The 22,863-nt window shown below is 50.7% G+C and carries 20 protein-coding genes; 9 read left to right on the top strand and 11 right to left on the bottom strand.

The features are described 5' to 3' along the window. The first annotated feature begins 135 nt into the window (after nucleotides 1-135). Nucleotides 136-1,299 (top strand): ferrochelatase, encoded by a 1,164-nt coding sequence (hemH, locus tag DYY88_RS13385; protein WP_039727432.1) that lies wholly within the window; start codon nucleotides 136-138, stop codon nucleotides 1,297-1,299. A 123-nt stretch (nucleotides 1,300-1,422) separates the two neighbouring features. Here the strand turns inward: hemH and DYY88_RS13380 are convergent, their stop codons facing one another. After that, a complete protein-coding gene (locus DYY88_RS13380) occupies nucleotides 1,423-2,547 on the bottom strand; it encodes a TRAP transporter substrate-binding protein (protein ID WP_039727433.1) in 1,125 nt (374 codons plus the stop codon). A gap of 438 nt (nucleotides 2,548-2,985) precedes the next feature. On the opposite strand from DYY88_RS13380, the gene DYY88_RS13375 reads away from it, so the two are divergent. Then, nucleotides 2,986-3,780, top strand: coding sequence for a sulfite exporter TauE/SafE family protein (locus tag DYY88_RS13375; protein WP_084607088.1), 795 nt, complete (start codon nucleotides 2,986-2,988; stop codon nucleotides 3,778-3,780). A 153-nt stretch (nucleotides 3,781-3,933) separates the two neighbouring features. On the opposite strand, the gene DYY88_RS13370 is transcribed toward DYY88_RS13375, so the two are convergent. Both DYY88_RS13370 and DYY88_RS13365 read right to left on the bottom strand, forming a co-directional pair. After that, nucleotides 3,934-5,391, bottom strand: coding sequence for a GAF domain-containing sensor histidine kinase (locus DYY88_RS13370; RefSeq protein ID WP_052288465.1), 1,458 nt, complete (start codon nucleotides 5,389-5,391; stop codon nucleotides 3,934-3,936). A 623-nt stretch (nucleotides 5,392-6,014) separates the two neighbouring features. Continuing rightward, on the bottom strand, nucleotides 6,015-6,749 hold the full coding sequence (locus DYY88_RS13365) for a GUN4 domain-containing protein (protein ID WP_039727434.1): 735 nt from the start codon (nucleotides 6,747-6,749) through the stop codon (nucleotides 6,015-6,017). A gap of 404 nt (nucleotides 6,750-7,153) precedes the next feature. Here DYY88_RS13365 and DYY88_RS13360 point away from each other — a divergent pair, with 404 nt between their 5' ends. From DYY88_RS13360 to DYY88_RS13345, 4 genes are all read left to right on the top strand, one after another. Then, nucleotides 7,154-8,581 (top strand): NADP-dependent isocitrate dehydrogenase, encoded by a 1,428-nt coding sequence (locus DYY88_RS13360; RefSeq protein ID WP_039727435.1) that lies wholly within the window; start codon nucleotides 7,154-7,156, stop codon nucleotides 8,579-8,581. A gap of 252 nt (nucleotides 8,582-8,833) precedes the next feature. Next, entirely contained in the window at nucleotides 8,834-9,955 is a 1,122-nt protein-coding gene (locus DYY88_RS13355) for an SPFH domain-containing protein (protein ID WP_039727436.1), read from the top strand. 81 nt (nucleotides 9,956-10,036) lie between these two features. Next, nucleotides 10,037-11,575, top strand: coding sequence for a primosomal protein N' (replication factor Y) - superfamily II helicase (locus DYY88_RS13350; protein ID WP_130199433.1), 1,539 nt, complete (start codon nucleotides 10,037-10,039; stop codon nucleotides 11,573-11,575). A 301-nt stretch (nucleotides 11,576-11,876) separates the two neighbouring features. Then, complete coding sequence (locus tag DYY88_RS13345) at nucleotides 11,877-12,287, top strand: SemiSWEET family sugar transporter (protein WP_063776183.1); 411 nt, start codon at nucleotides 11,877-11,879, stop codon at nucleotides 12,285-12,287. On the opposite strand, the gene DYY88_RS13340 is transcribed toward DYY88_RS13345, so the two are convergent. Continuing rightward, nucleotides 12,247-12,744, bottom strand: a complete 498-nt coding sequence (locus DYY88_RS13340) for a hypothetical protein (protein ID WP_039727437.1) — start codon at nucleotides 12,742-12,744, stop codon at nucleotides 12,247-12,249. The two genes, DYY88_RS13345 and DYY88_RS13340, sit on opposite strands and share 41 nt — an antisense overlap. Before the next feature lie 319 nt (nucleotides 12,745-13,063). Here DYY88_RS13340 and nrdJ point away from each other — a divergent pair, with 319 nt between their 5' ends. Further along, nucleotides 13,064-15,247 (top strand): ribonucleoside-triphosphate reductase, adenosylcobalamin-dependent, encoded by a 2,184-nt coding sequence (gene nrdJ / locus DYY88_RS13335; RefSeq protein ID WP_039727438.1) that lies wholly within the window; start codon nucleotides 13,064-13,066, stop codon nucleotides 15,245-15,247. A gap of 206 nt (nucleotides 15,248-15,453) precedes the next feature. On the opposite strand, the gene DYY88_RS13330 is transcribed toward nrdJ, so the two are convergent. The 4 genes from DYY88_RS13330 to DYY88_RS13315 form a co-directional block, all read right to left on the bottom strand. Further along, nucleotides 15,454-16,584 (bottom strand): hypothetical protein, encoded by a 1,131-nt coding sequence (locus tag DYY88_RS13330; protein WP_039727439.1) that lies wholly within the window; start codon nucleotides 16,582-16,584, stop codon nucleotides 15,454-15,456. Further along, nucleotides 16,572-17,762: a hypothetical protein gene (locus tag DYY88_RS13325; protein ID WP_130199432.1), complete on the bottom strand. Its 1,191-nt coding sequence runs from the start codon at nucleotides 17,760-17,762 to the stop codon at nucleotides 16,572-16,574. Before DYY88_RS13325 ends, DYY88_RS13330 begins: the two co-directional genes overlap by 13 nt. Nucleotides 17,763-18,658: 896 nt before the next feature. Next, nucleotides 18,659-19,069, bottom strand: a complete 411-nt coding sequence (locus DYY88_RS13320; protein ID WP_242517605.1) for a type II toxin-antitoxin system VapC family toxin — start codon at nucleotides 19,067-19,069, stop codon at nucleotides 18,659-18,661. Continuing rightward, entirely contained in the window at nucleotides 19,069-19,317 is a 249-nt protein-coding gene (locus DYY88_RS13315; RefSeq protein WP_039727443.1) for a hypothetical protein, read from the bottom strand. The genes DYY88_RS13320 and DYY88_RS13315 overlap by 1 nt, the downstream gene beginning before the upstream one ends. A 139-nt stretch (nucleotides 19,318-19,456) precedes the next feature. Here DYY88_RS13315 and DYY88_RS13310 point away from each other — a divergent pair, with 139 nt between their 5' ends. Beyond that, entirely contained in the window at nucleotides 19,457-19,663 is a 207-nt protein-coding gene (locus DYY88_RS13310) for a hypothetical protein (protein ID WP_130199431.1), read from the top strand. Between the two features lie 415 nt (nucleotides 19,664-20,078). Here the strand turns inward: DYY88_RS13310 and DYY88_RS13300 are convergent, their stop codons facing one another. From DYY88_RS13300 to DYY88_RS13290, 3 genes are all read right to left on the bottom strand, one after another. Continuing rightward, a complete protein-coding gene (locus DYY88_RS13300) occupies nucleotides 20,079-20,324 on the bottom strand; it encodes a hypothetical protein (protein WP_044151263.1) in 246 nt (81 codons plus the stop codon). Nucleotides 20,325-20,477: 153 nt separating this feature from the next. Continuing rightward, complete coding sequence (locus DYY88_RS13295; RefSeq protein ID WP_044151264.1) at nucleotides 20,478-20,897, bottom strand: putative toxin-antitoxin system toxin component, PIN family; 420 nt, start codon at nucleotides 20,895-20,897, stop codon at nucleotides 20,478-20,480. Next, nucleotides 20,894-21,133: a hypothetical protein gene (locus DYY88_RS13290; protein WP_039727444.1), complete on the bottom strand. Its 240-nt coding sequence runs from the start codon at nucleotides 21,131-21,133 to the stop codon at nucleotides 20,894-20,896. The genes DYY88_RS13295 and DYY88_RS13290 overlap by 4 nt, the downstream gene beginning before the upstream one ends. 424 nt (nucleotides 21,134-21,557) lie before the next feature. Here DYY88_RS13290 and purB point away from each other — a divergent pair, with 424 nt between their 5' ends. Beyond that, nucleotides 21,558-22,853 carry an adenylosuccinate lyase gene (purB, locus tag DYY88_RS13285; protein WP_039727445.1) on the top strand — a complete coding sequence of 432 codons (1,296 nt, stop codon included), beginning with the start codon at nucleotides 21,558-21,560 and terminating at the stop codon, nucleotides 22,851-22,853. The last annotated feature ends 10 nt before the right edge of the window (nucleotides 22,854-22,863 follow it).

The raw sequence follows: 22,863 nt of genomic DNA, 5'->3' as shown, positions 1-22,863 counted from the left end.
ACTGTCGGCAGTTTTAAAAATCTGAACGGTTCACGGAGTCTAGCAAAGCTGCATTTTGTTGCAAATGTGTCCGTAAGGTAAATCAATTGTTACGATAATTTTAAGAATCATTAGACGTTTAGGATCACAACCGTTATGGGCCGTGTAGGGGTATTGCTGTTGAACTTGGGTGGGCCAGAGCAGCTGGAGGATGTGCGCCCGTTTCTGTTCAATTTGTTTGCCGATCCTGAGATTATTCGCCTCCCAGTACCCTGGCTGCAAAAGCCATTAGCGTGGCTGATTTCTAACAGTCGGGCTAAGCAGTCCCAACAAAACTATAGCCAAATCGGGGGGGGCTCTCCTCTCCGTCGCATTACCGAGCAGCAAGCCACAGCCCTACAACAGAGTTTAGAAGCGGCTGGTCAGCCAGCCGATATTTATATCGGTATGCGGTATTGGTATCCATTTACGGAGGAAGCAATCGCCCGCATCAAGCGCGATCGCATTGAAGAACTCGTTGTCTTGCCGCTCTACCCGCAATACTCCATCAGCACCAGCGGTTCTAGCTTTCGTTTACTGCAAAAGCTGTGGAAAGAAGATCCTTCTCTCGAAAGCATTCGCTACACCGTGATCCCTTCCTGGTATGCGCGTCCGGGCTATGTGAAGGCCATGGCCGAGTTAATCGCTCAAGAGCTGGATCAACTTCCCGATCCCAGTAAAGGACATGTTTTCTTTAGCGCCCATGGCGTCCCGGTTAGCTATGTCGAAGAAAATGGCGACCCCTACCAGCGTGAGATCGAACACTGCGTTGATTTAATCATGCAGGCGTTGGGGCGATCGAACCAGCACACCCTGGCCTACCAGAGTCGGGTTGGCCCCGTCGAGTGGCTGCAGCCCTACACTGAAGATGCGATCGAAGAACTCGCCGAGCAAGGCGTCAATGATTTAGTCGTCGTCCCCATCAGCTTTGTATCTGAACACATCGAGACGCTGCAAGAAATCGATATGGAATATCGCGAAATTGCCGAGGAAGCTGGTATCGAAACCTTCCGACGCGTGCCCGCCTTGAACACTCATCCGGGCTTCATTGATGACATGGCCAAGATGGTCATGGAGTCTTTAGAATCACCTCGGCGGCTCTTTTCCGATGTGGTTGAACCGGACAAGCAAGTCAAGATTTATCCACAGGAGCGATCCGCTTGGGGGCTTACTCCAGTGGCCGAAGTCTGGAACGGTCGGCTAGCGATGGTCGGTTTTTTGGCGCTAATGGTGGAATTGATCAGTGGTCATGGACCGCTGCATTTAGTGGGCTTACTGTAGCGACTGCACGTAGTGGTCAATACTGAAATCGGGCTTGCCTTCCTTCGGTCAAAACTGCACAAAAAAGGGACGCTGAATGAAAGCGTCCCGCACATTCGCTCACAAATAACTTGACGGAACCAGCTAGCTCTCTTGTGAAAAGGCGAAGCTGTTGAAGCCCAACTCAGCTGCTGAAAACCAGCGGTTAGAATCTTCGCGGAAAGCTTTCCACGCATCAAATACCTTGCGGTAAGAGGCATCTGCCGATGCCAGTTCTTCATACAGCTCGAAGGATGTCGTCTGTGCCGCACTCATAATCTCATCCGAGAAGCGCCGCAGATCGACCCCTTGATCAAGCAAAGAGGTAAGTGCTGGTGGGTTCAAAGCATCATAGCGAGCCATGATGTTGACGTGGGCCTCACTCGCTGCCGTTTTCAGGGCTTCCTGATAAGCAGTGGGCAGGTCGTTCCAAGCATCCAGATTGAAATAGAAGGAATACTGGGAGCCAGGTTCCCACCAACCAGGGTAGTAGTAAATTGAGGCGGCTTGATACAAGCCCAACTTTTCGTCATCGTAAGGACCTACATACTCGGCGGCGTCAATGGTGCCGAGCTGCAATGCCTGAAAGATTTCGCCCCCTGGCAAGTTCTGCACGTTGACGCCAAGCCGCTCCATCACCAGACCGCCCAGTCCGGGAATCCGCATATTGAGGCCCTGCAAGTCGGACGTTGACTCGATCGCTTGATTCCACCAACCGCCCATCTGAGTGCCGCTATTGCCACCAGGAAAGCTGATGATATTGAAGTCAGACAGCAGTTCATGAATGAGCTCTAAACCGCCAGCTTGGAATAACCAAGCGTTTTGCTGACGATAGTTCAAGCCAAAAGGGACAGCGGTATCAAAAGCTAGAGCTTCATTTTTGCCCCGGTAGTAGTAAGAGTTGGTGTGCCCTGCTTGCACCGTTCCCTGCTGGACTGCATCGAGGACTTCTAAACCCGGCACTAACTCCCCAGCTGCAGACAACTCAATTTGAAACTGGCCATTGGTGAGTTCGCTGACCCGCTGCACAAATACTTCGCTGCCACCATAGACCGTATCCAAGCTGGGGGTATAGCTCGATGCCATGCGCCATTCAACCGCTTTGGTTTCATCGGTTTGAACAACGGGACTCCCCTCGCCAGATGACTGCGTCGACTGACCACAGGCTGCGATCGCAACCGTGGTTGCCGCCCCAGCTGTTGCCCCCGTAAAAAACTTTCTCCGCTTCATCCCTAACTCCGAATAAATAACAGGAAACAATGATTAAAGATATATTAAGCAATCAAGTATTGATGATTTGTTAACCCCGATACAGCACCTGTTGAGGGCGTGTAGGTGCTACCAGCTTGGCGATCCCCGCGTTGGGAACTTTCTTGGTTAGTAACTGGCATCCTAAGAAGGGTTCTAGGCTGAGGGGAATGTCCGAATGTTCACGCCAAAGATTCGGAATTGGGATTGGATTAACTATCTCTCCGGCGATTGCTCTCTCATCATCAGTTGCCAACCATCGTCGGATGATATGGTTCAATCTTGATGTTGGCTGCCTGCCCCGATACCGATCGAATGATAGGTGAGGGTTAGCAGTACACGGCTATCTTGTTTAACCGTTAGCCCCAGGGGCTAGGCGCGCAAAGTTCCATTCCATTAGAGCAATCGCTTGAGGTAGTTTTGACCCCGATTCAAATTGGTGCGTTTATCATTGCTGGTCTGTTTGCCGGTGTGTTGGCAGGGCTGCTAGGCATTGGTGGAGGCACGGTGTTAGTCCCAATCTTGATTACGTTGGGATATTCACCCATTCAAGCCGTCGCGACCAGTAGCCTATCGATTATCATCACGTCGCTGTCTGGCAGTATTCAAAACTGGCGCATGGGTTACTTAGACTTCAAACGGGTTTTGTTGCTGGGGTTGCCAGCGGTCATCACGGCCCAGATTGGTGTATTGGTGGCCAGTGCTTTGCCCCAATCGCTGTTGCTGTTGGCGTTTGCGCTACTGCTTATGCTCAACATCTATTTGGTCGGGGTGCGGAAGAAACTGGCGAAGCAATCGGCCAGTGGCGAACTCGTCGGACCACCGCAGGCGGCCATGAACCCGACTGCGGCACGGATATTGACGGGGGGGATCGCCGGTTTTCTGGCGGGGCTGCTGGGGATTGGCGGGGGCGTGATTATGGTGCCCTTACAGATGTTGCTGCTGGGAGAAACGATTAAGCGATCGATTCAAACCAGCTTAGGGGTGATTGTGCTGACCGCGATCGCCTCTACCTTTGGGCACGCTCTGCAGGGCAACGTGGTTTGGGTCGGCGGCATTATTCTAGGATTGGGGGGATTAATTGGCGCTCAGTTGAGCACACGCCTTTTGCCGAAGTTACCCGATCAGGTCGTCTCAATTCTCTTTCGCACGTTGTTAGCGGTGTTAATTGTCTACACGCTGTGGCAAGCTTGGCAGCAAACTGCAGCCACTTAGGATTCATAAGGTGGCTGCAGGGCGCTTCATTTATCGCCGGAGACCTTTATGGGCGAAGTGTTAGCGCCCCCCAATAGATTGCATCAGCTAGGTGCCGCTGCGATCTTTCAGCAAGCACTGAACTGTCCAATAATCACTGTGCCTAAACTATTTTTATTTAGCAGTTGCAGCCATCTTTAAGAAAGGCAAGGTAATCATAAAGCGGTAGCCAGTATCAGGCTTGCCCTGTAAGCAAAGCAGGCCACCATGACGTTCGATGAGATGACGGCTGAGTAAGAGGGCCAGTGTCTCGCGAGACTGGGTGATTTCCGCTCTCGGTTCAAAGTCATGGGCATCGGCAGAGTCGCTATTTGTAAAATCTTCTCGACCGGTCGCCCTTGCCAGCAACCGAGTTAATAAATCAATTTCTTGATCTGGTTGCTCAAGTTTGCGATGCAGGTCGGCGACTAAGCTAGGCAGTCCATCGCCAAGCCAGGGATGAGTCATTTTAATGCTGATATTGAGACTGCTGTCGCGTTCGGCGCTGTGAACTTGCAGAGTGCCGCCTTCGCCGGCCAATTGAATAATGCTGAACAACAGGTGGTAGAGCAAATATCTAACAACATCACGGTCTAAGGTCCAAACCCGTGAACCGGGTTCGACTGTAAAGCGGAGTTCTTGATTTTTCTCCGCCAACATAGGAAGTAGCATCCGCTCGACATGTTGGCCAATCATATCGACATCCACGCTGGTGGGCTGCAAAGGTTGCATCCGGGCATCTAAGCCACTGAGCTCTAATACCTCGTTGGCAAGTTCTAGCAAATACTTACTGCTGGTGTGGACGATATCGGCATACTCGCGCTGCTTGGGTGTCAACGTTCCATAAATTTCACGGCTGAGCATACTGGCCATGCCGGTAATCGTCGTGAGCGGATTGCGCATGTCTTGAGTCAGTTGACTCATTAAGGTCAGTCGCACCGTATCGAGCAAGTTGTCGTTGGTTGTGGCCGTGTGAGAGTTACTGGTAGCCGCTTGAGGTGAAGACTGTGATAATGCGATCGCGAGATGATGCCGCTCATACTCACTGACACTCCATCGAGCTAACAACTCTACAAAGGCAATCATCTCTGTCGCAAAGCTGTGTGGGACTGTGTCCATTACTGTCAGTAGGCCTAAACATTGCCCGTCGGCAGTCAATAACGGAATGCCAATGTAAGAGCAAATGCCATATTCTTGTACTAGACAAGACTCGGCATAAGGACTTTCTTCAGAAATATCTGAGAGAACTAAACTGCGCTGGGTTGACAACACAGTGTCGATCAAGCTGTCTCGTAAGGACAAACGACGGGTTCGAGCCAGAGGATTCATTAACCCCAATTGAGATAGGCCAACAGCCGCCTTGAGCACTAGAGTCTCAGGAGTAATGAGACCAATAAAACTGACCGGAACCTGCAAAAAACGAGCTGCCGTTTGCGTTGCTTCTTCAAATAATGGAAAGTCGATATCAGCCAACTGCGTCCCCGGTGCTAGTGTGCTGGGCAAGCTGGCCTGGCTTAAAGATGGCGAAAAATGCGGGGAAACCTGTCTCGGAGCGGTGTAGGTTTCAGTTTCTAATGAAATAGACTGCTTCATAGGTGTTACCAAGTGCCCTGGCTTGTCCAAACTTATCTAAAGCATTCCCGGAGTTGATCCCTGCCTAAACCTAAAAGTAAGAAATATCCTGACTTTTCCGTCTCTTATCAGCAGAACTCGTGGTTATTACTGACTTCTTGTTTGATAACAGAAGTTTTTCGGGAATTTGCTTGTTATATCCATAAATTGACTCCTTCTGGTTGTACTAGCCAACAGAATTTGTACGGATAAACCTCAGCCTACTCAGGGTGATGCTTGGGTTTCTGCGCAAGTTTTCGTAGAACGTTGATTGACATCGCGGGACATGACGCTCCAGCAAGTCTGAGGGGGGTAAAGTAGCCCCCACTGGTTGGGTGAGGGCGGGCTGAAGGCCGAAACATCACAACGAAAACCGCGGCCAAAAATTGGGTTCTCAGGTGTCACTAATGAAAATCAGTGTAGATGCGAGCTAGCTCATGGCAGCTTGCATCATTAGCGGATAGCTTGAAGGGGGACGCTTGAAAAGTTGTTTCCCTGCTCATAGAGAGTTCATCCCTGTGAATCCGTTTCTATGTTGAGGTGGGTGATTAAAGGGTGTCCTGGTAAAGTCGTGTCGCTAAACCGTAGACGCAAAGGGTTGCTGTTTAGCTAGCAGTTGTTGTCCACGCTGGATGATTCATCAGCGCATCCATGACTCGTACACCACGGAGTTGGTTCGTGAGCGGTAAGTGCCCAACGGGGGCTTCTAAGCTCCAGATGAACTCGCCAGGATAACGAGTCCAGATGTTGTCGCTTTTCCAGGCAATTCTGGGCCAAAACTTTTCCCAATTTTTGCTGACCCCTAGCCAGATCTCGCGCTGTTTTGAAAAACCAAACTTGCCTTCAGAGTAGATGAGCCAGAGTTGATCTAGCGTTTGCAGGTCGATGATTGGGAAGAGGTTGACTTCGGTGAAGTAGAGCCACTTGCGCTTGATGGCGTTTTCACCTGCCAGCTCACACATTTTTTGTAAGGTGAGTCGGTCGGCTAGCTCAAAATCTTGTTGGATTAGGGCGGTTTGGATTTCGCTATAGTCGACACTGCACTCTGGTGATAAGCTCACTACCCCGGTGGCAAAGTGTTCGTTGATAAAGGATTGCACTTCTTGATGCTCGATCGCAGCTAGCCATTGCAGCGATCGCCCCGCTGCGATTGAAGGGGTAGCCTGCTCTTTGGCCGTACGCAAAAAGTCCATGATGATTTGGTAGCCCAGATCGCCCGCTTCGATGAGCGGCGGCAAAGCCGCCAACTGCTGCTTGAGAGATGCGTCTCGGAGCTGACCTTTCAGAGATTCCAGCAGTTCTAAAGAAGCGGATGAATTATTGGCGATAGAACTGCTCATACGTTGACGAAAATCGAGTATCCAGAGGTTCACTAACGGGCCGATCAGTTGTAGCGAAATGCTGAAACAAGCCTGATCCGCATTTGATGATCCTACAACCCAAGCTGCGTGCTAAACCAGGGGTTCCGAGAATTTGGAAAATTTTAGGGAGGATTTTTGTGTCCCCGGGTTGTTCACGGTAGATTTCTAGAAAGATTTAACAGCCTGTGAGATGTAGGGGGATGGCTCGCGATCGCCCACTAGCAAAGTGTTTTAGGGCGAGGAGTCGGGCGATCTCGCCCCCGCATTAGCTCCGACCTTTGGTTCCGTAGTCCTCAGCACTGAAAAAAAAGAGGGGTGTCCACACTGTTAGGACTATCGTAAGCTAGCGTTGCTTAGCTCAAATTATTTTCCGCGTAGTGCCTATGTATGAACGCATAACTCCCCCCACCATTGGCGAAAAAATCACCTTCAAGGAGGGTGAGCCGATTGTTCCCGACATGCCGATCATCCCGTTCATTCGAGGCGATGGCACGGGCGTGGATATTTGGCCAGCGGCCCAAGCCGTGTTTGATGCCGCAGTGGCGGCGGCCTACGGCACCCAACGGCGCATTGTCTGGTTTAAAGTTTATGCCGGTGACGAGGCTTGTGAGCAATACGGGCAGTACCAATATTTGCCCGAAGATACCCTTCAGGCGATCAAAGACTTTGGCATGGCGATCAAGGGTCCTTTGACGACCCCCGTGGGCGGCGGTATTCGCTCGCTTAACGTGGCGCTGCGCCAAATTAATGATTTGTATGCCTGTGTGCGTCCCTGCAAGTACTACGCCGGGACTCCCTCACCGCACAAAAGTCCCGACAAGTTGGATGTGATTGTCTATCGGGAGAATACCGAAGACATTTACCTGGGCATTGAATGGAAGATGGGCGACCCGACCTGCGATCGCCTTATCAAGCTGCTGAACGAAGACTTGATTCCGGGCACCCCAGAGCACGGCAAAAAGCAGATTCGCCTCGACTCGGGCATTGGCATCAAGCCCATCAGCAAATTTGGCACCCAGCGTCTGGTGCGTCGTGCCATGAAACATGCCCTGCGATTGCCCAAAGACAAGCAGCAAGTAACCCTCGTCCACAAAGGCAACATCATGAAGTACACCGAGGGGGCTTTCCGTGACTGGGGTTACGAGTTGGCAACTTCGGAGTTTCGCGATGAGTGCGTCACCGAGCGGGAATCTTGGGTGCTGAGCAACAAAGAAGCCAACCCCGATATTTCCATCGAAGACAACGCCCGCAAGGTCGAACCCGGTTATGACTCGCTGACGGCGGAGAAAAAAGCGGAAGCGTGCCAAGAGGTTGAGGACATTCTCAACAGCATTTGGGAAACCCATGGCAACGGTCAGTGGAAAGACAAGGTGATGGTAAACGATCGCATTGCCGACAGCATTTTCCAGCAGATTCAGACGCGCCCGGATGAGTATTCCATTCTGGCGACGATGAACCTGAATGGAGACTATTTGTCGGATGCGGCAGCGGCGATCGTCGGTGGTCTCGGCATGGGACCAGGGGCCAACATCGGCGACACCTGCGCCATTTTTGAAGCGACCCACGGCACGGCACCCAAACACGCCGGACTCGATCGCATCAACCCCGGCTCAGTCATCCTCTCTGGCGTCATGATGCTGGAATATATGGGCTGGCAAGAGGCCGCAGACTTGATCAAAAAGGGGCTTGGCGCGGCGATTTCGAATCGAGAAGTCACCTATGACCTGGCTCGCATGATGGAGCCTAAAGTCGATACGCCGCTGAAGTGTTCGGAATTTGCCCAAGCCATTATCAAACACTTTGATGATTAAGTCTCGCGTTTAATTGCATCACTGTTCTGAAGATGAGGAGATGTCGGCAACTTGCCCCATGTCCTCATTTTTTATGTGCGAAATTCCCGGCGTTTTCTGTGTATTTGCCCCATAGCTGAGGTTGCCAGGCGAGGACAGTTGACGACAGACATCTGCCAATGATGGCCTTCTGTTAAGGACTGTGTCTCGACATCAACACCTGGGCACCCTAGCGACAGACCGCCGCAATTGCACTCTTTGGAAAATCGCGCCATGGGACTTTTTGAAAAGCTGACAAGCGAATTTGTCGACATTATCGAATGGCTGGATCAAAGTAACGACACGATCGCCTATCGCTTTGAGCGCTTTCAAAACGAAATCAAAATGGGGGCAAAACTGACGGTGCGTCCCGGCCAAAAAGCGGTTTTCGTCAATGAAGGGCAAGTCGCAGACGCTTTTGATCCTGGCATGTATACCCTCTCCACTCAAAACATGCCGATTTTGAGCACGTTGAAAGGATTTCCCTACGGGTTTAACTCGCCCTTCAAAGCCGAAGTTTATTTCTTTAACACCAAAATTTTTACTAACTTAAAGTGGGGGACGTCAAATCCGATCGCCATCAACGTGCCGGATTTGGGCGGTACGGTGCGCATTCGCGCCTATGGCACCTACAGTATGCGGGTGCAAGACCCCGTGCGTTTATTGGAAGACTTGGTGAGTACCGACGGCCTGTTCCAAATTGACGAAATCAGCGATCAGATTCGCAATATGTTGGTGTCGTCGTTTGCCACCTGGTTGGGCCAATCGGGGCTGAATTTCGCCGATTTTGCCGCCAACTATCGCGCTTCAGGCGACACCATCCGCAACGCCATTCAGGCCGATATTGAAGAATTTGGCATCACCTTGCCCCACTTCCTGATTGAAAACATTTCCCTACCGCCGGAAGTTGAAAAAGCCCTCGATCGCCGCGCTTCCATCAACGTCCTGGGCAACATGCAGGAATACACCCAGTATCAGGCCGCGAATGCGATCGAAGCCTCGGCGGAAAATCCCAATGGCGGCAATCAGGCGGTGGAACTGGGGGTCGGTCTGGCCATGGGCCAACAAATCGTCAACGCGATGCAGGGCAACATGGCGACAGCGCAACCCGCCCCGGCCCAACCGCCAGCTGTCGCTGTGGGCGCACCGCCGCCGCCCATGACTCAGACTCAGTGGTACATCACACGCGACGGACAAAACTTTGGCCCCTTTGCGACGAATCAGCTGCTCGCCAATGGTTTAACGCCGCAGTCTTACGTGTGGCGCAACGGCATCTCGGGCTGGCAACAGGCCGCTACCTTGCCCGAATTAGCCAGTCTTTTTCCGGCCTCTCCCCCACCCCCCATGGCGCAATAAATGAATCGACGAGTCCGCCAAGGATTTGCCGACTCGTTACCGCTCTTGCCAAACGCGATATCGACTTACCAGGTACATCGCATGACCACGTCTTCTACGTCTACCCGCTCCAACCAGGCGTGTCTGTGTTCGGGGTGTGGTGCTGATCTCGTCTTTAACCCGACGTTGGGTAAGCTGCTCTGCCCCTATTGCAACAGCGCCAAAACGGTTATGGGCTCGCCAAAAACCGTGGAAGAGCAGTCTCTGGATGAATGGCAGCAGCGGAGCAATCAAGCCCAAACTGCGCCGCTGTCGGCCCAGGCCCTAGAGGTGGAATGTCACGGCTGCCATGCCCAAATCAGCTTTGAGCCGCCCGACGTGGCGGGAGACTGTCCCTTTTGCGGCACGCACATTACGGCTCAGGCCCAGACCGCGAATCCGGTCATTACTCCCGGCGGTGTTTTGCCCTTCAAAATTGGGCGAAAAGCGGGTCGTCAGCGGCTGAGTCAATGGCTGAGTACGCGCTGGTTTGCGCCTTCCAGCTTGAAGCAACTGGCGCAGCACGAAAGTCTCAAAGGGATCTATCTACCGTTTTGGACTTTTGACTGTCAGACTCGCACCCGTTACACGGGGGAACGGGGCACTTACTACTACGTCACCAAAACTCGCCGGGTCAAGAACTCCGATGGGGAGTGGGTGACGGAAACCTATGAAGAACGCCGGACCCGATGGAGTTCTGCGTCGGGGCAGGTGAGTCGCTTTTTTGATGACATTCTGGTGCCAGCGGTCAAGACGGTGGATATCGATCGCCTCCAAAAAATCGGCCCCTGGACCTTAAAAAATCTGGTCCCTTATGACCCGTCTTTTCTGCAAGGCTTTCGGGCGCAGCGCTATCAGGTGAGCCTGCCCAATGGCTTTACGAAGGCCAAGGGCGTTATGGGTTCCTACATTGACTCCGATATTCGGTCGGATATTGGCGGTGATGAGCAACGTATCCACTCTAAGGACACGTCCTATACAGAGGAGACGTTTAAGCATATTTTGCTGCCCGTGTGGATGGCCACCTATCGCTTTAAGAACAAGCCGTATCAAGTCATGATTAATGGCGAAACGGGAAAAATTGTGGGCGATCGCCCCTATTGTCCGTTCAAGATTGCGGGGGCAATTACGGGGGCGATCGTGGCGTTGGGCACCCTCTGGGGCGGCTACACCTATGTTGAGGGGGAATGGCGCTTTCCCACTTGGCTCACCCAACCCCAGTTGTCTATTCCGTGGCCAGGTTCACCATCGGACTCTCCACTTCCCTCTGCACCTGAACCGACAGATTCTGCGCCATCATCGCCTCCAGCATCGGTCAATAGCGCTCCATCGCCCTCGGATGCGCCACTGGATACCCCAACCAGCACCCCGGATCCGGCTTTCCAAAAAGCGATGACATTCGCTCAGCAGGCGGCGGAGCAGACCCAAACGGCACAGACTCGAGCCGAGTGGCAGACAGTGGCGAATTTGTGGGTGCAGGCGATCGAAGCCTTAAAAAAAGTGCCCGGTGACGATGTGAATGCTCCCAAGGCCCAGCAAAAAATTCAGGAATATCAGCAGAATTTGAACTATGCTCGCCAGCGTTTCGAAATGGCTCCCTAAAGCGGCAGTGATCTGTGGCGATCTGTCCTGAGGGGATGATTTGGCATAGGGATAAGGGCAGCCTAGCAGAGTAACAATTCATTAACTCTGCCAATAACAACCATCAGCATAGAATCTGCCATAAAGCTTGACAGATAAAGGGTTTGCCGGATCTCCCTTGACCACCGAACAGCTTAAACATTCCTTCATGAAAAGGTTTAGTTAATTGCTGTTTTGTTGTGTTAGATTGCTCTCCGAGATGCCAATAATCAGGTTGGCTTGACGCACCTTGACGTACACCTTCACCTCGGATTGGCCTGCGATGGATCTCATCACTGCGTTAGGAATTGTGGCTGGGTCATTGACGACGTTTGCCTACTTGCCTCAGGTTGTGAAAACTTGGCGATCGCGCTCCGCAGACGGTATGTCATGGAGCATGTTGATCATTCTTTGCGTCGGCATTTCGCTGTGGTTGGTCTATGGCGTCTATGCCAACGATACGCCGTTGATTTTGGCCAACTTGTTTACGCTGATGTTTTCGTCCACAATTTTGGCGGTCAAGGTGCGGTATGAGGCGCTGCCCAAGCTCAAGGCACAACGGTCTTTGTCGGGTACTCATGGGACAACGGTGCTGAGCCCGGCAGGGGTCACTTCCCTGGGCCAAAGTTGGGAACTCGAAACAGAAGTGACCTTTAGCTCGCCTGAGCCGGAATCGTCTTCGCCCGTTGCTTAAAGCTTTCAAAATCCACCACCTGGGACGCTTCAGCCGCCGCCCAAATGTCTTGAATGACGGTATTTAGGGGCGGCAAGACCATGAGCATGAGTTGCCCGAGCCCTTCGCCGTCGCGATCGGCGACTTTCATGACCTGGGGCATGTCTGACCAGTCGGGAGCCACCAAAAAGACTTCGTTGGGGGTGGTGACCAGGTGCTTGTCGTGCAGGGTCGCATCCAGGCCGTGTTCATCTAAAAAAGCGACGAGTTTGCGCACCATCTGTAGGGAAATTTGTTTGCGCAGGTTGGCGATCGCGCGAATTTCGAGCACTTGTTCCCAACTGTAAATGACCGTGGGTTTCTTGGGGTTGCCATACTTTTGCGGCACGATGACGTTCGTGCGATCCAGATAGGCCAGTCGGCTAGACGTGGTTTGCGTGAGGGCCAACGTTTCTTGACGGGTGAAGCCTTGCATCATAGGTGCAAACAATGGGGCGGTTGGGGAAATGAGCGATGGTCGGTCAATTGCGGCGATGAACCGGAGCGCAGTCGAGCCTGACTCAAGATAGCATCCTCGAATTAGCGTACATACATATTAATAAACGTTGTGCTATCTTGTAGACGACTTTTTAGAGGCGTTGTCAGAGCCTCTATGGATAGCGTAAATTTTGCTTTCGATCGCCACAAACCCCTAGATGTGACCTATTATATTGGCTCATTAGAGATCGGGTTTGACCTCGCTCTTAGCGTGAATTGATTGGCTAGCTCCCATTCGTCGTCATAAGGATTTAGGTTTCATGGTTCAAGAACTGCCCCGCGTTCGGCTTCAAGGTTCGTTTCCGGAAACGGCTGCTACGGCGTATCCCGTGTTCTACCGCACCTACAGCCGCAAAGATGAGCGAGAAGATGGCGAACGGGAAACCTGGCAAGAGGTGTGCGATCGCACCCTGGGGGGGCTCACGGAACTCGGGAAGTTGACCGATGAAGAACGTCACCTCATTGCCCGGATGATGCAGCAAGTTAAGGCCCTGCCTTCGGGACGCTGGCTGTGGGTGGGGGGCACCGAGTGGAGCAAACGACCCGAAAACTTTTCTGGCGCGTATAACTGCACCAGCACCAATGTGATTGACTGGCGTGCCTTTGGCCTGATGATGGATCTGGCGATGATGGGTTGCGGCACGGGTGCCGTGCTAGAGCCGCAATATATTGACCAGTTGCCTGCCATTCGCAATCAATTGAATGTGCGGCAGGAAGGGGCGATCGGTACGACCCCCGCCGACCAGCGCCGCGAAGCTACTGAAGTTGTGGTGAACGGCAACCAAGTGCGCATCCACGTGGGTGACAGCCGCCAGGGCTGGGTGAAGTCGTACCAGACGATTTTGGAACTTTCCAGCGACGATCGCTTCACCGACACCGTAGAGGTGGTGGTGGATCTGGGGGATGTGCGCCCCGCGGGCGAAAAGCTCAAGGGCTTTGGTGGGGTGGCGAATCCGGTGAAGCTGCCGACGCTGTATGAGCGCTGCGCCAACATTTTGAACAAAGCGGTGGGGCGGCAGCTCAACTCGGTGGAATGCTGCCTGCTGATTGACGAGGCCGCCGCCTGTGTGGTGGCGGGCAACATTCGCCGCAGTGCCGGGATGCGGCAATTTGCCAGCGATGACGAGCTGGCAACGAATGCGAAGGATAACTTGTGGCAGCAGGACGAAAACGGGAACTGGCGCATCGATCCTGAACGGGATGCCCTGCGCATGGCGAACCACACCCGTGTGTATCACCACAAACCCAGCCTGGAAGAGACGACTGCGGCAGTACGTAAGCAGTTTTACTCCGGTGAAGGGGCGATTCAGTGGGCAGGAGAGGCCGAGCGTCGCGCTCAGGGCAAAGGTCGCTATGGCCTGAACCCCTGCGGCGAAATCATCGGTCAGGATTTCCACTGCAACCTGGCGGAAATTCACCTGAATCAAATTGATCCGGCGAATGAGCAGGAGCAGGAAGATGCCTTCCGGGCGGGCGCTTTGGCGGTGGCGAGCCTGCTGAACCACCAGTTTGTGGAAGACCGCTACCGCAAGTCCCGTGAGGAAGACCCCATTGTGGGGGTGTCCTTTACCGGGCTGTTCGACTTCTTTGTGCAAGCCTTTGGCGTGGAGTGGCTGAAGTGGTGGGAAGCGGGTCGCCCCGACACCATGCAGGGCGTCGAGTTCAAGCAGAAGGAGGCGGAATACCTGAGCCGCTGGAAGCAGATCGTCCATGACACCGTGTGGGAGTATTGCGATCGCCACGGCATCAAGCGCCCCAACCGCTGCACCACCGTGCAACCGGCGGGTACCAAGTCGCTGCTGACGGGCGCAAGCCCCGGCTGGCACCCCCCCAAGGCGCAGCGCTACATTCGCCGCATCACCTTCCGCAAAAATGACCCGGTGGCGATGGCCTGCATCGACTACGGCTATTCCGTCATTCCTTCGCAGTCGGACAAGGATGAGAACGGCAACCTGCTGGACGATCCGTTTGATCCCCGCTGTACCGAGTGGCTGGTGGAAATGCCCGTCGAAGTGTCTTGGGCCAACTTGCCGGGGGCCGATGAGATTGCGATCGAGCAGTTCTCGGCCCTGACCCAGTTCGACTTTTACATGCAGGTGCAAAAGCATTACACCGCTCACAACACCTCCGCCACCATCGAACTGCGGGAAAACGAGATCGATGGCCTGAGCCAACGCATCTCTGATGCCATCCAAACCGATGAAGGCTACATCTCCGCCGCCCTCCTCGCCCGCTTCGACGACCTGCAAACCTTCCCCCGGTTGCCGTTTGAGCCGATCGACAAGGCGACTTACGACGCGATGGTGCAACAGGTGAAACAGCGTCGCGGCACTGACGACTTCCACACGGCGTTGTCTCGCTATGATCGCGGCGACCTCATCGAAGCCGGCCCCGCCGGATGCGATTCCGACAAGTGCCTCCTCCCCGAAAAGAAGCCTGATTAGCTTTCAAGTTGGCCCTCAAGTTCTTCTACCCCTGGCTTTATCAAGTCAGGGGTTTCGTGCGGGAAAGCTCAACTCTGGACAAATTACCTGAATTTTTCAAGATATTTGTAACTGATTGTACGAGTACTAAGATCGCAACTAATTTCGGTCATCCGAACGTTCAATCGACGATATTCTTAATTCTGACGAGATAGTATAGTGCGATATTAGCGGGGCCAAAAATTGTTCAAAATCGAAATGAACCGAGCCCCCAAATCACATAATTCCTCACCTATACTAAGATTTTGTTGCTTCTCTAATAGTGATTCTTCGGATTCTACTTTGTCGGCTTGGTTCTCGGATGGTGCGAGTGGGCTAAATGTGTTAACCACTTCAAAAGTGGTTGGTACAACTTTACGCTTTATAGAGATATTACTTACAAGGTTTCTCGTTTTGTAAGTTGACACTCCAATCCAATGAATGGCAATGCCCCAAAATGCCCATAAGATTGCCGATACAGCAAGAACAATTAAAATTACATTAACTAAGAGCATGTCGATTTCTGGGAAAACACTAGTTAATACTGGCAATGCTTCATAGAGAGAAAGTATCGCAATGGCAGCCAATAAAATATTCATTGTGTCTGACTTCTGCTTTTCAAGATAGTCCCAGTAGAAGGTATAGCTAGATATGGATTGTTCGAATCTTGACCGCAGAGATGCAATATAACTGTCTAAACCCCAAGCGGAGTATAAAACCTGCATAAAATCTATTTCAATATTGTAAATGAGAAACTGGGATGGATATTGAAGAGAGAAAAGATTCTCTGTATACTCAACCAACTTTCTTTGCCAGGAAAATCGACCTATCTCACCGGGAACTCTTGAGATTTCCGCTTCTAAAAGCTTGCAAAGCTGATATACAAAAATGGCTTCCAAAAGCAGGAAAAAATTCAAATAGTTTTCCCTTAAAAAGACACGATTCCAAGAAATTTCATCCTTACTAAAGCTGTCTGAAATTCCAAAAACGAAGGAATAATCACTATCCTTTCCCTTAAACTTAAGATTTTCCTTTGCATCCTCAACAAACTTTCTGTATATGGGGTCAAAGGTTTCACTGCTGTTATATACTTCCATTGCATCGGAAATACTGTGACAGGAATCTATTTTCTTAAAAGCAATAACGCTACCAAATTCGTTGCACCATGCATTATAGGAAGAAAACTCTATCTGCTGATACTTGAAGGTGCGCAAATATTGAACAATAGACTCCCTTCGATGAAAACCGTTTAGGTCAAGAATAGGTTTTCCTAAATTAAAGACGTTTACAAGATAAAAACCCTTTTCTATCGGGACCATATTCTAAAAAAATCTCCCCAGGAATTGTCTTTCATTTTTATAAAAAAGTCATTTGGGGTGCTGTGCTGAAACAGCTCTTCAAACCACAGAGCTCCTAAAGAGTAGGCATAAGTATAACCTGGGTATTGAAAAAAATACTTGACACTTTCTAATGCAACATCATCGGAATAACCGAATGAAGTAACCATGTTGCGGATTCCCTTCTCTATTTGGAGGGGATCGTGCGCATTAAAGAAAAGTCTTAGAGCTTCCATTTTAATAGATTTCGAAAGGCTAGAATATTGGCTGGCTAGAATATTCCACTCGCACCAAGTTGCCCATCCTTCGACAAGACACATAGCACCATGATCAACTAACTTAGGTCTACTAAGTCTCATCTGCGTATAAAAGAAAGCGTGTCCAGGCAACAGCTCGTGAACTAAAGTGGCCTTGAAGTTCCCTAAGTCCAAATTGTCGCTGTTAGCATAAATAACCAACTTGTCTTTTTTTTGTGATGTTAATTCACTCGCCCAGTATTCTGCAAAGCCTATTCCAGTGTGTATTTCCAAATCAAAATCTGGCAATGTCAGAGAGCCAAACATATTGCCGAAAAAATCCTGACTTACCAAAGACTCAATAAAGGAGGAAATAAGGCATTCAATATCATCAACCTCAACTGGTTTCTTTGCAGGGAGCTCGTGCAAAGTCTCATTGGTTTCCAGATTAGCCTTAGCGAGAAGAAAATCAAGTTCGCCCCCAAAAATTGGGAGAAATATATCGTTAAGGCGATTCTTAAATCTTTTCTGTGAAGCAGCTTCCACTAAATGCAATAAATAATCAACGTTTCTTTTTGTCTGAGAATTAAAGTTGTTTTTAATTTTCGCTTCTAATTGCTTACGCAATTGTAGTGGCAAATAAAGAAGCTTATCCTCATCAACCTTGTAGCCTAACTCCTCAAGTGTCAGAGTCCCATCAATTAGAGAATCAACGACACAGTCTATTGAAATAAAATCCGAAAAAACGCATAGTATTTCCTCCAAAATATCGGCTTCTTCTTGTATAGTGTGGCAATCTATGACTCTTTTTATATCTTCAAGGATCTTTCTCGAAAAGCCAACTTTATACCACCAATCCCAATACGTGATCACAAGTTTTTCTTTTGTATTTGATGCCCTCATGTCAAAATTAGACTCAGCCATAAGAATCATTGATTGAAGTTGTTTTCAAGCAGAAGGTCTTGCACTCATATGTGCGACTCATTCATCCATGAGAAACCGAAGACGCTGTTGCGTATGTTATCACATTCTCATTATAACTAAAAATCATTTATCTTGCACTGAGCATATGCCTCGCAATTTTTGTCAGGCACCTCGAAAAGAATTTTCACATAATGCCAGTCCTCTATGAAGATGAGCATGACTCAGAGCATGAAAGCATTGTGCTTAAAGGGCTTTGCCTCCATCTGTTGTGTTCAGCTTCATAGCCATTTGGTATAATTCCATTCGGCTATTTCCGTTTGATTTTTGTGTTTTATCCTTTGAGACTTCTTATTCAATTTAGGTTTTAAAGTCGATCCTTCTTGAGCTTTTAGGTTGGTTTGATTTAATAAGTGTTGAACTTGCCTTTTGTTGATGTTGAACACGAGCTTTTGTGAATTAATTTCAGTAAGCGAAATTCTAAATTTCTGATCACTATTGGGATGACTAGAGTTTTTTGGCCTGTTTATAGCCAATTCTAAATTAGAGGTTGGCTCTGTGACTAAGCCATACTTTAAGGTATTCTATGGCTGTATTTGGCAGGTAGAGGAAATCGGTTTCATCGCGGATTTGATGTTCCTCAAAACGGCGCTGCCAAACCCCTGTTCCCCTTGCTGCTTTCGGCGATATCGCGAAGCTGAGTCCCCTGCATCAATGTCAACAGGTGACTGGGTGTTGGCTGCTTGGAATTGCGACGCTCTGCGAGTGTGCTGTTTTGGGAGGGCGATCGCGACTTGGTGAGATGGGGAGGGGGGCGATCGGCAGACTCACTTTACTCAGCAATGACACTCTGAGGTGCGGCAACAGTGATGCCAGGAACTTGAATGAAATCCTGCGTATTAAACGTCAGCAAATGCGTAATTCCATGAGAACGTTAGCAAATGCGTAATTCCATGAGTCAGCATCGCAGCTGCAATCCGCGCATCATGAGCCCGTTTCCCCACGATATTCTGGGTTGATACCAACTGTTGCCAAATCACAAAAATCTCCGCTCTTTCATCGAGTAGCGGAAACTCATCGAGCGGTCGTGCTATTTCATCCGTCGTTTCAGGAACACTCCAGCCTAAGCCATTCACTTCAACTGGACGAGTCGCCACCACCCACAACTCAATCAAGATCTGGCTAATCAACACGCAAACATGTTGCTGCTCTAGCAACGTTGCGATCGCTTCCGTGACTAGCGCATTCTGTGGACTCTCCAAGTCAGCGAGTCGCAGTACAACATTGGTGTCAAGCAGGTATCGAGCCACTAATCGTAAATCTCTGCTCGGTCAAAGGCAGCATCGGGCAACTCTGCATGTTTAGGTCCCTGATAGCTAGCGGCCCGTTCCCGCAACCGTCGTGCAATATCCATTGGTGAAACTCTTTGCCAAAGCGGCAAAGACTCTACCGTCGCGGCTCTTTCCTCAAGCTCTAGCGATGTCACCAAAGCGATAACCCGCTGTAGATGAACCTCATTGAGGTGATCAAGTTTTTGCTTCAGTTCCTCTAACTGCATTCATACGCCTCTATTAGCGCTCTATGGCTTATTCTAGTGCGACTATGAGTAAGTTTATGAGGGAGCCCTGCCATGTTTGACGGGATTGTCCTGGCTGTATTCGACAGGTTGGGCAAAATCCGTTTCATCTTCATTTCGGATGCAATATTCTCAAACCCGGCACTGCCCAACCACCTGCTCCCCTTGCTGCTTTTTGCGATATCGCGAAGCTGAGCCCGCTGCATTAATGTCAACAGGTGACTGGGCGTTGGCTGCTCGGAACCGCGATCGCATTGCGGGTGTGCTGTTTTGGGAGGAGGCGATCGCGCGATCGTCAGGCTCACTTTACTCAGCCATGACGCTCTGAGGTGCGGCAACAGTGATGCCAGGAACTTGCATGAAATCCTGAGTATTGAACGTTAGCAAATGCGTAATTCCATGAGTCAGCATCGCAGCTGCAATCCGCGCATCATGAGCCCGTTTCCCCACGATATTCTGGGTTGATNNNTGAGGCATTCATCTACCTCGCTATGATTCGGATTATGGTGCGACGCTTAGCCTAATTTGATACCTCGGATGAATTCTCAAACATCCTCTTAGACCATTGACATCAACAGGCCGAGTTGAGACAACCCAAAATTCAATGAGTACCTGAGAGATGAGGCAGCACTCCTGTTCTTGAGCCAATATCCTAGACACTGCCTCAGACACCAACTCCTGCTGAACATCATCGGCATTAGCCAACCGTAGAACCACATTCGTGTCGAGCAGATAGAGAGCCATTAGTCGTAAATGGTCGCTCGGTCAAAGGCAGAATCAGGCAAGCTTGGCCCTTGACCGTTGGACAAATTAGCTGACCACTGCTTTAATTCCTTTGCTCTTTCGGCATAGCTGGCCCGCTGCCAAAAAGGAGTCGGTGATACTGCTCGATGCTGCCGTAGTTCTAGCAACGTTATGAAAGTCGCGACTTGCTGTAAATCTTCGTCGCTAAGGGCTTCAAGCTTTTGCTTCAGTTCTTCTACCTGCATTTACCCGCCTCTACAGCGTTTTGCTTATTCTAATGCGACTCTATCAAGGTCAACAGGTGATTAGGCTTAGACTTTTCAGGACAGTGATCGCTTTGCGGGTGTGGTGTTTTGGGGGGGCGATCGCGGCTTGGTGAGATGGGGAGGGGCGATTTACTAACAGTCTGCCTGAGCCTCATAAAAGGCCATTTTGAAAGTGCTCACATTTACAACAGACGTTTTTATTGCCAGGTCAGCATTGAGCAGATCGGTGTCTCCGGTGATGATGAAATCTGCATCAGTTGCGATCGCACAACTCAGAAACATGGCATCTTTCGGATCGATGGGGAAATCGACGGTGACGTTAACTTGGATGGGTGAGATCGTCGCTGTTAATAATGTCGTCCAGGTGGCTTGAATTTCTTGAGATAGACGAAACTTGGGACGCGCTAAAACCGCTTGGTATTCAGCCAAAACTTCCGGTGATGCTACCCACTCAAAATCGGGATGATCCACAATGAACTGAATTATGAGTTCTGGATCTCTGTCTCTGAGAATGGCAGAGATGAGCACATTGGTATCAACAATAATTTTCATTCGCCACGACGATGAGCCGCAATTTCCGTCAAGATATCAGCTTCAGTCAGGTCTTCTACGCCAGGTAGGGCTTGAGTCGCTTTGAACAATTCCTGAAAACGCTGGCTGATGATGGTCGCTTCATCCTCTGCCGTGAGCATCACGACTCTCACCCGTTGACCTTTGCGAAAAGGGAGGTCAGACAGAACAACCTGACTCGGATCGTCAATCGTAATGAAGGTTTTATAGGCTGACATCCCGTTCCTCTCAGTTCCGCGATTCGAATTTCGAATATGGATAAACTCATTATCCAGGTGTCTCCATTATCACCGACGCTGAAAGGCATGAAGCGTGATCGATCTCAATCACCCATCTCAAGCGTTTCTGAAGCTCGATCAAGCGCTCATGAACATTGCCCGAGCCTTTGGCTCAGCCCTTAGCGATGGTGAGATAGATTTGTGAGCGATCGCGAAGCTGAGCCCCATGCATCAATGTCCACGGGTGACTGGACGTTGGCTGCTCGGAATGGCGATCGCTTTGCGGGTGTGGCGTTTTGCAGAGGGCGATCGCAGCTTTGCCCATTGAGCAAAAGGGGTGACTGTTACTTGCCCGGTTCATCTGAAGAAAGCACATGGGGAACGTCGCCATGTAATATAGATCGGTTGTTTTCTGCTTGAAGTCTTGATAGAACGTTACACCCTGCCTGAGATGGGCGAACTCTGGAATGACCTGGCCAAATACAAAACTTGGCTACAGGTCGAGATTGCGGTCTGCGAGGCCCAAGCAGAACTCGGCTACATTCCCCCAGAGGCGGTGGACGAGATCAAGGCCAAAGCCGATTTTGACCCCGATCGTATCTTAGAAATCGAAGCAGAAGTGCGGCACGACGTGATCGCCTTTCTGACCAACGTCAACGAGTATGTTGGTGATGCCGGACGCTACATTCACCTGGGCATGACCAGCTCTGACATGCTGGATACTGCTCTATCGCTGCAAATGGTCGCCAGCCTTCAGGTCATCCAAACCCATGTGGAAAATCTGATTCAGGCGATTCGCTATCGGGCGCAAGAGCATCGCGACACGGTGATGATTGGTCGCTCCCACGGCATTCATGCCGAACCCATCACCTTTGGTTTCAAGCTAGCGGGCTGGCTGGCCGAAATGATGCGCCACCGCGATCGCCTCACCCAGCTCGAAGACAAAATTGCGGTCGGCAAGATTTCCGGTGCTGTGGGCACCTATGCCAATGTCGATCCGCGCATTGAGTCCCTCACCTGCCAAAAACTTGGGCTGCGCCCCGACACGGCGTCTACTCAGGTCATCTCGCGAGACGTACATGCCGAATTTATGAATGCGCTGGCGCTATTAGCCGCCTCCATCGAACGCTTTGCGGTAGAAATTCGTAACCTGCAACGCACTGACGTGCTGGAAGTGGAGGAATTTTTCTCCAAGGGGCAAAAGGGCTCGTCGGCGATGCCTCATAAACGCAACCCGATTCGGTCGGAACGGTTAACGGGCTGTGCGCGCATCATTCGCGGCAATGCCATGGCCGCACTTGAAAATGTAGCGTTGTGGCACGAGCGCGATATTTCCCACAGTTCGGTCGAGCGAGTGATCCTGCCGGATTCCTGCATTCTGATTCACTTCATGCTGGTGGAGACCACAAACTTGGTGAAGAAGCTGCTGGTCTACCCCGAAAACATGCAGCGCAATATGAATGTGTATGGCGGCGTTGTGTTTAGTCAGCGAGTGCTGTTATCTCTGGTCGATAAGGGACTGAAGCGAGAAGAGGCGTATGAAATCGTGCAGTCTTTAGCGCATCAGGCGTGGAATACCGAAGGCGGCGATTTTCGGGCGTTGGTGAGTGGTAGCGATCGCGTCCAAGCGCATCTGTCGCCAGCAGACATTGACGCCTGTTTTGATCCCAATCATCATTTGCGCAATTTAGATGATGTGTATCAGCGGCTCGGAATTTAAGGGCGATCGC

The organism is Leptolyngbya iicbica LK (assembly GCF_004212215.1).
Lineage (GTDB): Bacteria > Cyanobacteriota > Cyanobacteriia > Phormidesmidales > Phormidesmidaceae > Halomicronema > Halomicronema iicbica.
This window is presented reverse-complemented; position numbering and strand designations above follow the sequence as displayed.

Bases quoted from the DNA above. Each gene is read 5' to 3' on its own strand.
- hemH (WP_039727432.1), top strand. From the start codon at position 136: ATGGGCCGTGTAGGGGTATTGCTGTTGAACTTGGGTGGGCCAGAGCAG.
- DYY88_RS13380 (WP_039727433.1), bottom strand. From the start codon at position 2,547: ATGAAGCGGAGAAAGTTTTTTACGGGGGCAACAGCTGGGGCGGCAACC.
- DYY88_RS13370 (WP_052288465.1), bottom strand. From the start codon at position 5,391: ATGAAGCAGTCTATTTCATTAGAAACTGAAACCTACACCGCTCCGAGA.
- DYY88_RS13365 (WP_039727434.1), bottom strand. From the start codon at position 6,749: ATGAGCAGTTCTATCGCCAATAATTCATCCGCTTCTTTAGAACTGCTG.
- DYY88_RS13360 (WP_039727435.1), top strand. From the start codon at position 7,154: ATGTATGAACGCATAACTCCCCCCACCATTGGCGAAAAAATCACCTTC.
- DYY88_RS13355 (WP_039727436.1), top strand. From the start codon at position 8,834: ATGGGACTTTTTGAAAAGCTGACAAGCGAATTTGTCGACATTATCGAA.
- DYY88_RS13350 (WP_130199433.1), top strand. From the start codon at position 10,037: ATGACCACGTCTTCTACGTCTACCCGCTCCAACCAGGCGTGTCTGTGT.
- DYY88_RS13345 (WP_063776183.1), top strand. From the start codon at position 11,877: ATGGATCTCATCACTGCGTTAGGAATTGTGGCTGGGTCATTGACGACG.
- DYY88_RS13340 (WP_039727437.1), bottom strand. From the start codon at position 12,744: ATGATGCAAGGCTTCACCCGTCAAGAAACGTTGGCCCTCACGCAAACC.
- nrdJ (WP_039727438.1), top strand. From the start codon at position 13,064: ATGGTTCAAGAACTGCCCCGCGTTCGGCTTCAAGGTTCGTTTCCGGAA.
- DYY88_RS13330 (WP_039727439.1), bottom strand. From the start codon at position 16,584: ATGGTCCCGATAGAAAAGGGTTTTTATCTTGTAAACGTCTTTAATTTA.
- DYY88_RS13325 (WP_130199432.1), bottom strand. From the start codon at position 17,762: ATGGCTGAGTCTAATTTTGACATGAGGGCATCAAATACAAAAGAAAAA.
- DYY88_RS13315 (WP_039727443.1), bottom strand. From the start codon at position 19,317: ATGCAGTTAGAGGAACTGAAGCAAAAACTTGATCACCTCAATGAGGTT.
- DYY88_RS13310 (WP_130199431.1), top strand. From the start codon at position 19,457: ATGCAATATTCTCAAACCCGGCACTGCCCAACCACCTGCTCCCCTTGC.
- DYY88_RS13300 (WP_044151263.1), bottom strand. From the start codon at position 20,324: ATGCAGGTAGAAGAACTGAAGCAAAAGCTTGAAGCCCTTAGCGACGAA.
- DYY88_RS13295 (WP_044151264.1), bottom strand. From the start codon at position 20,897: ATGAAAATTATTGTTGATACCAATGTGCTCATCTCTGCCATTCTCAGA.
- DYY88_RS13290 (WP_039727444.1), bottom strand. From the start codon at position 21,133: ATGTCAGCCTATAAAACCTTCATTACGATTGACGATCCGAGTCAGGTT.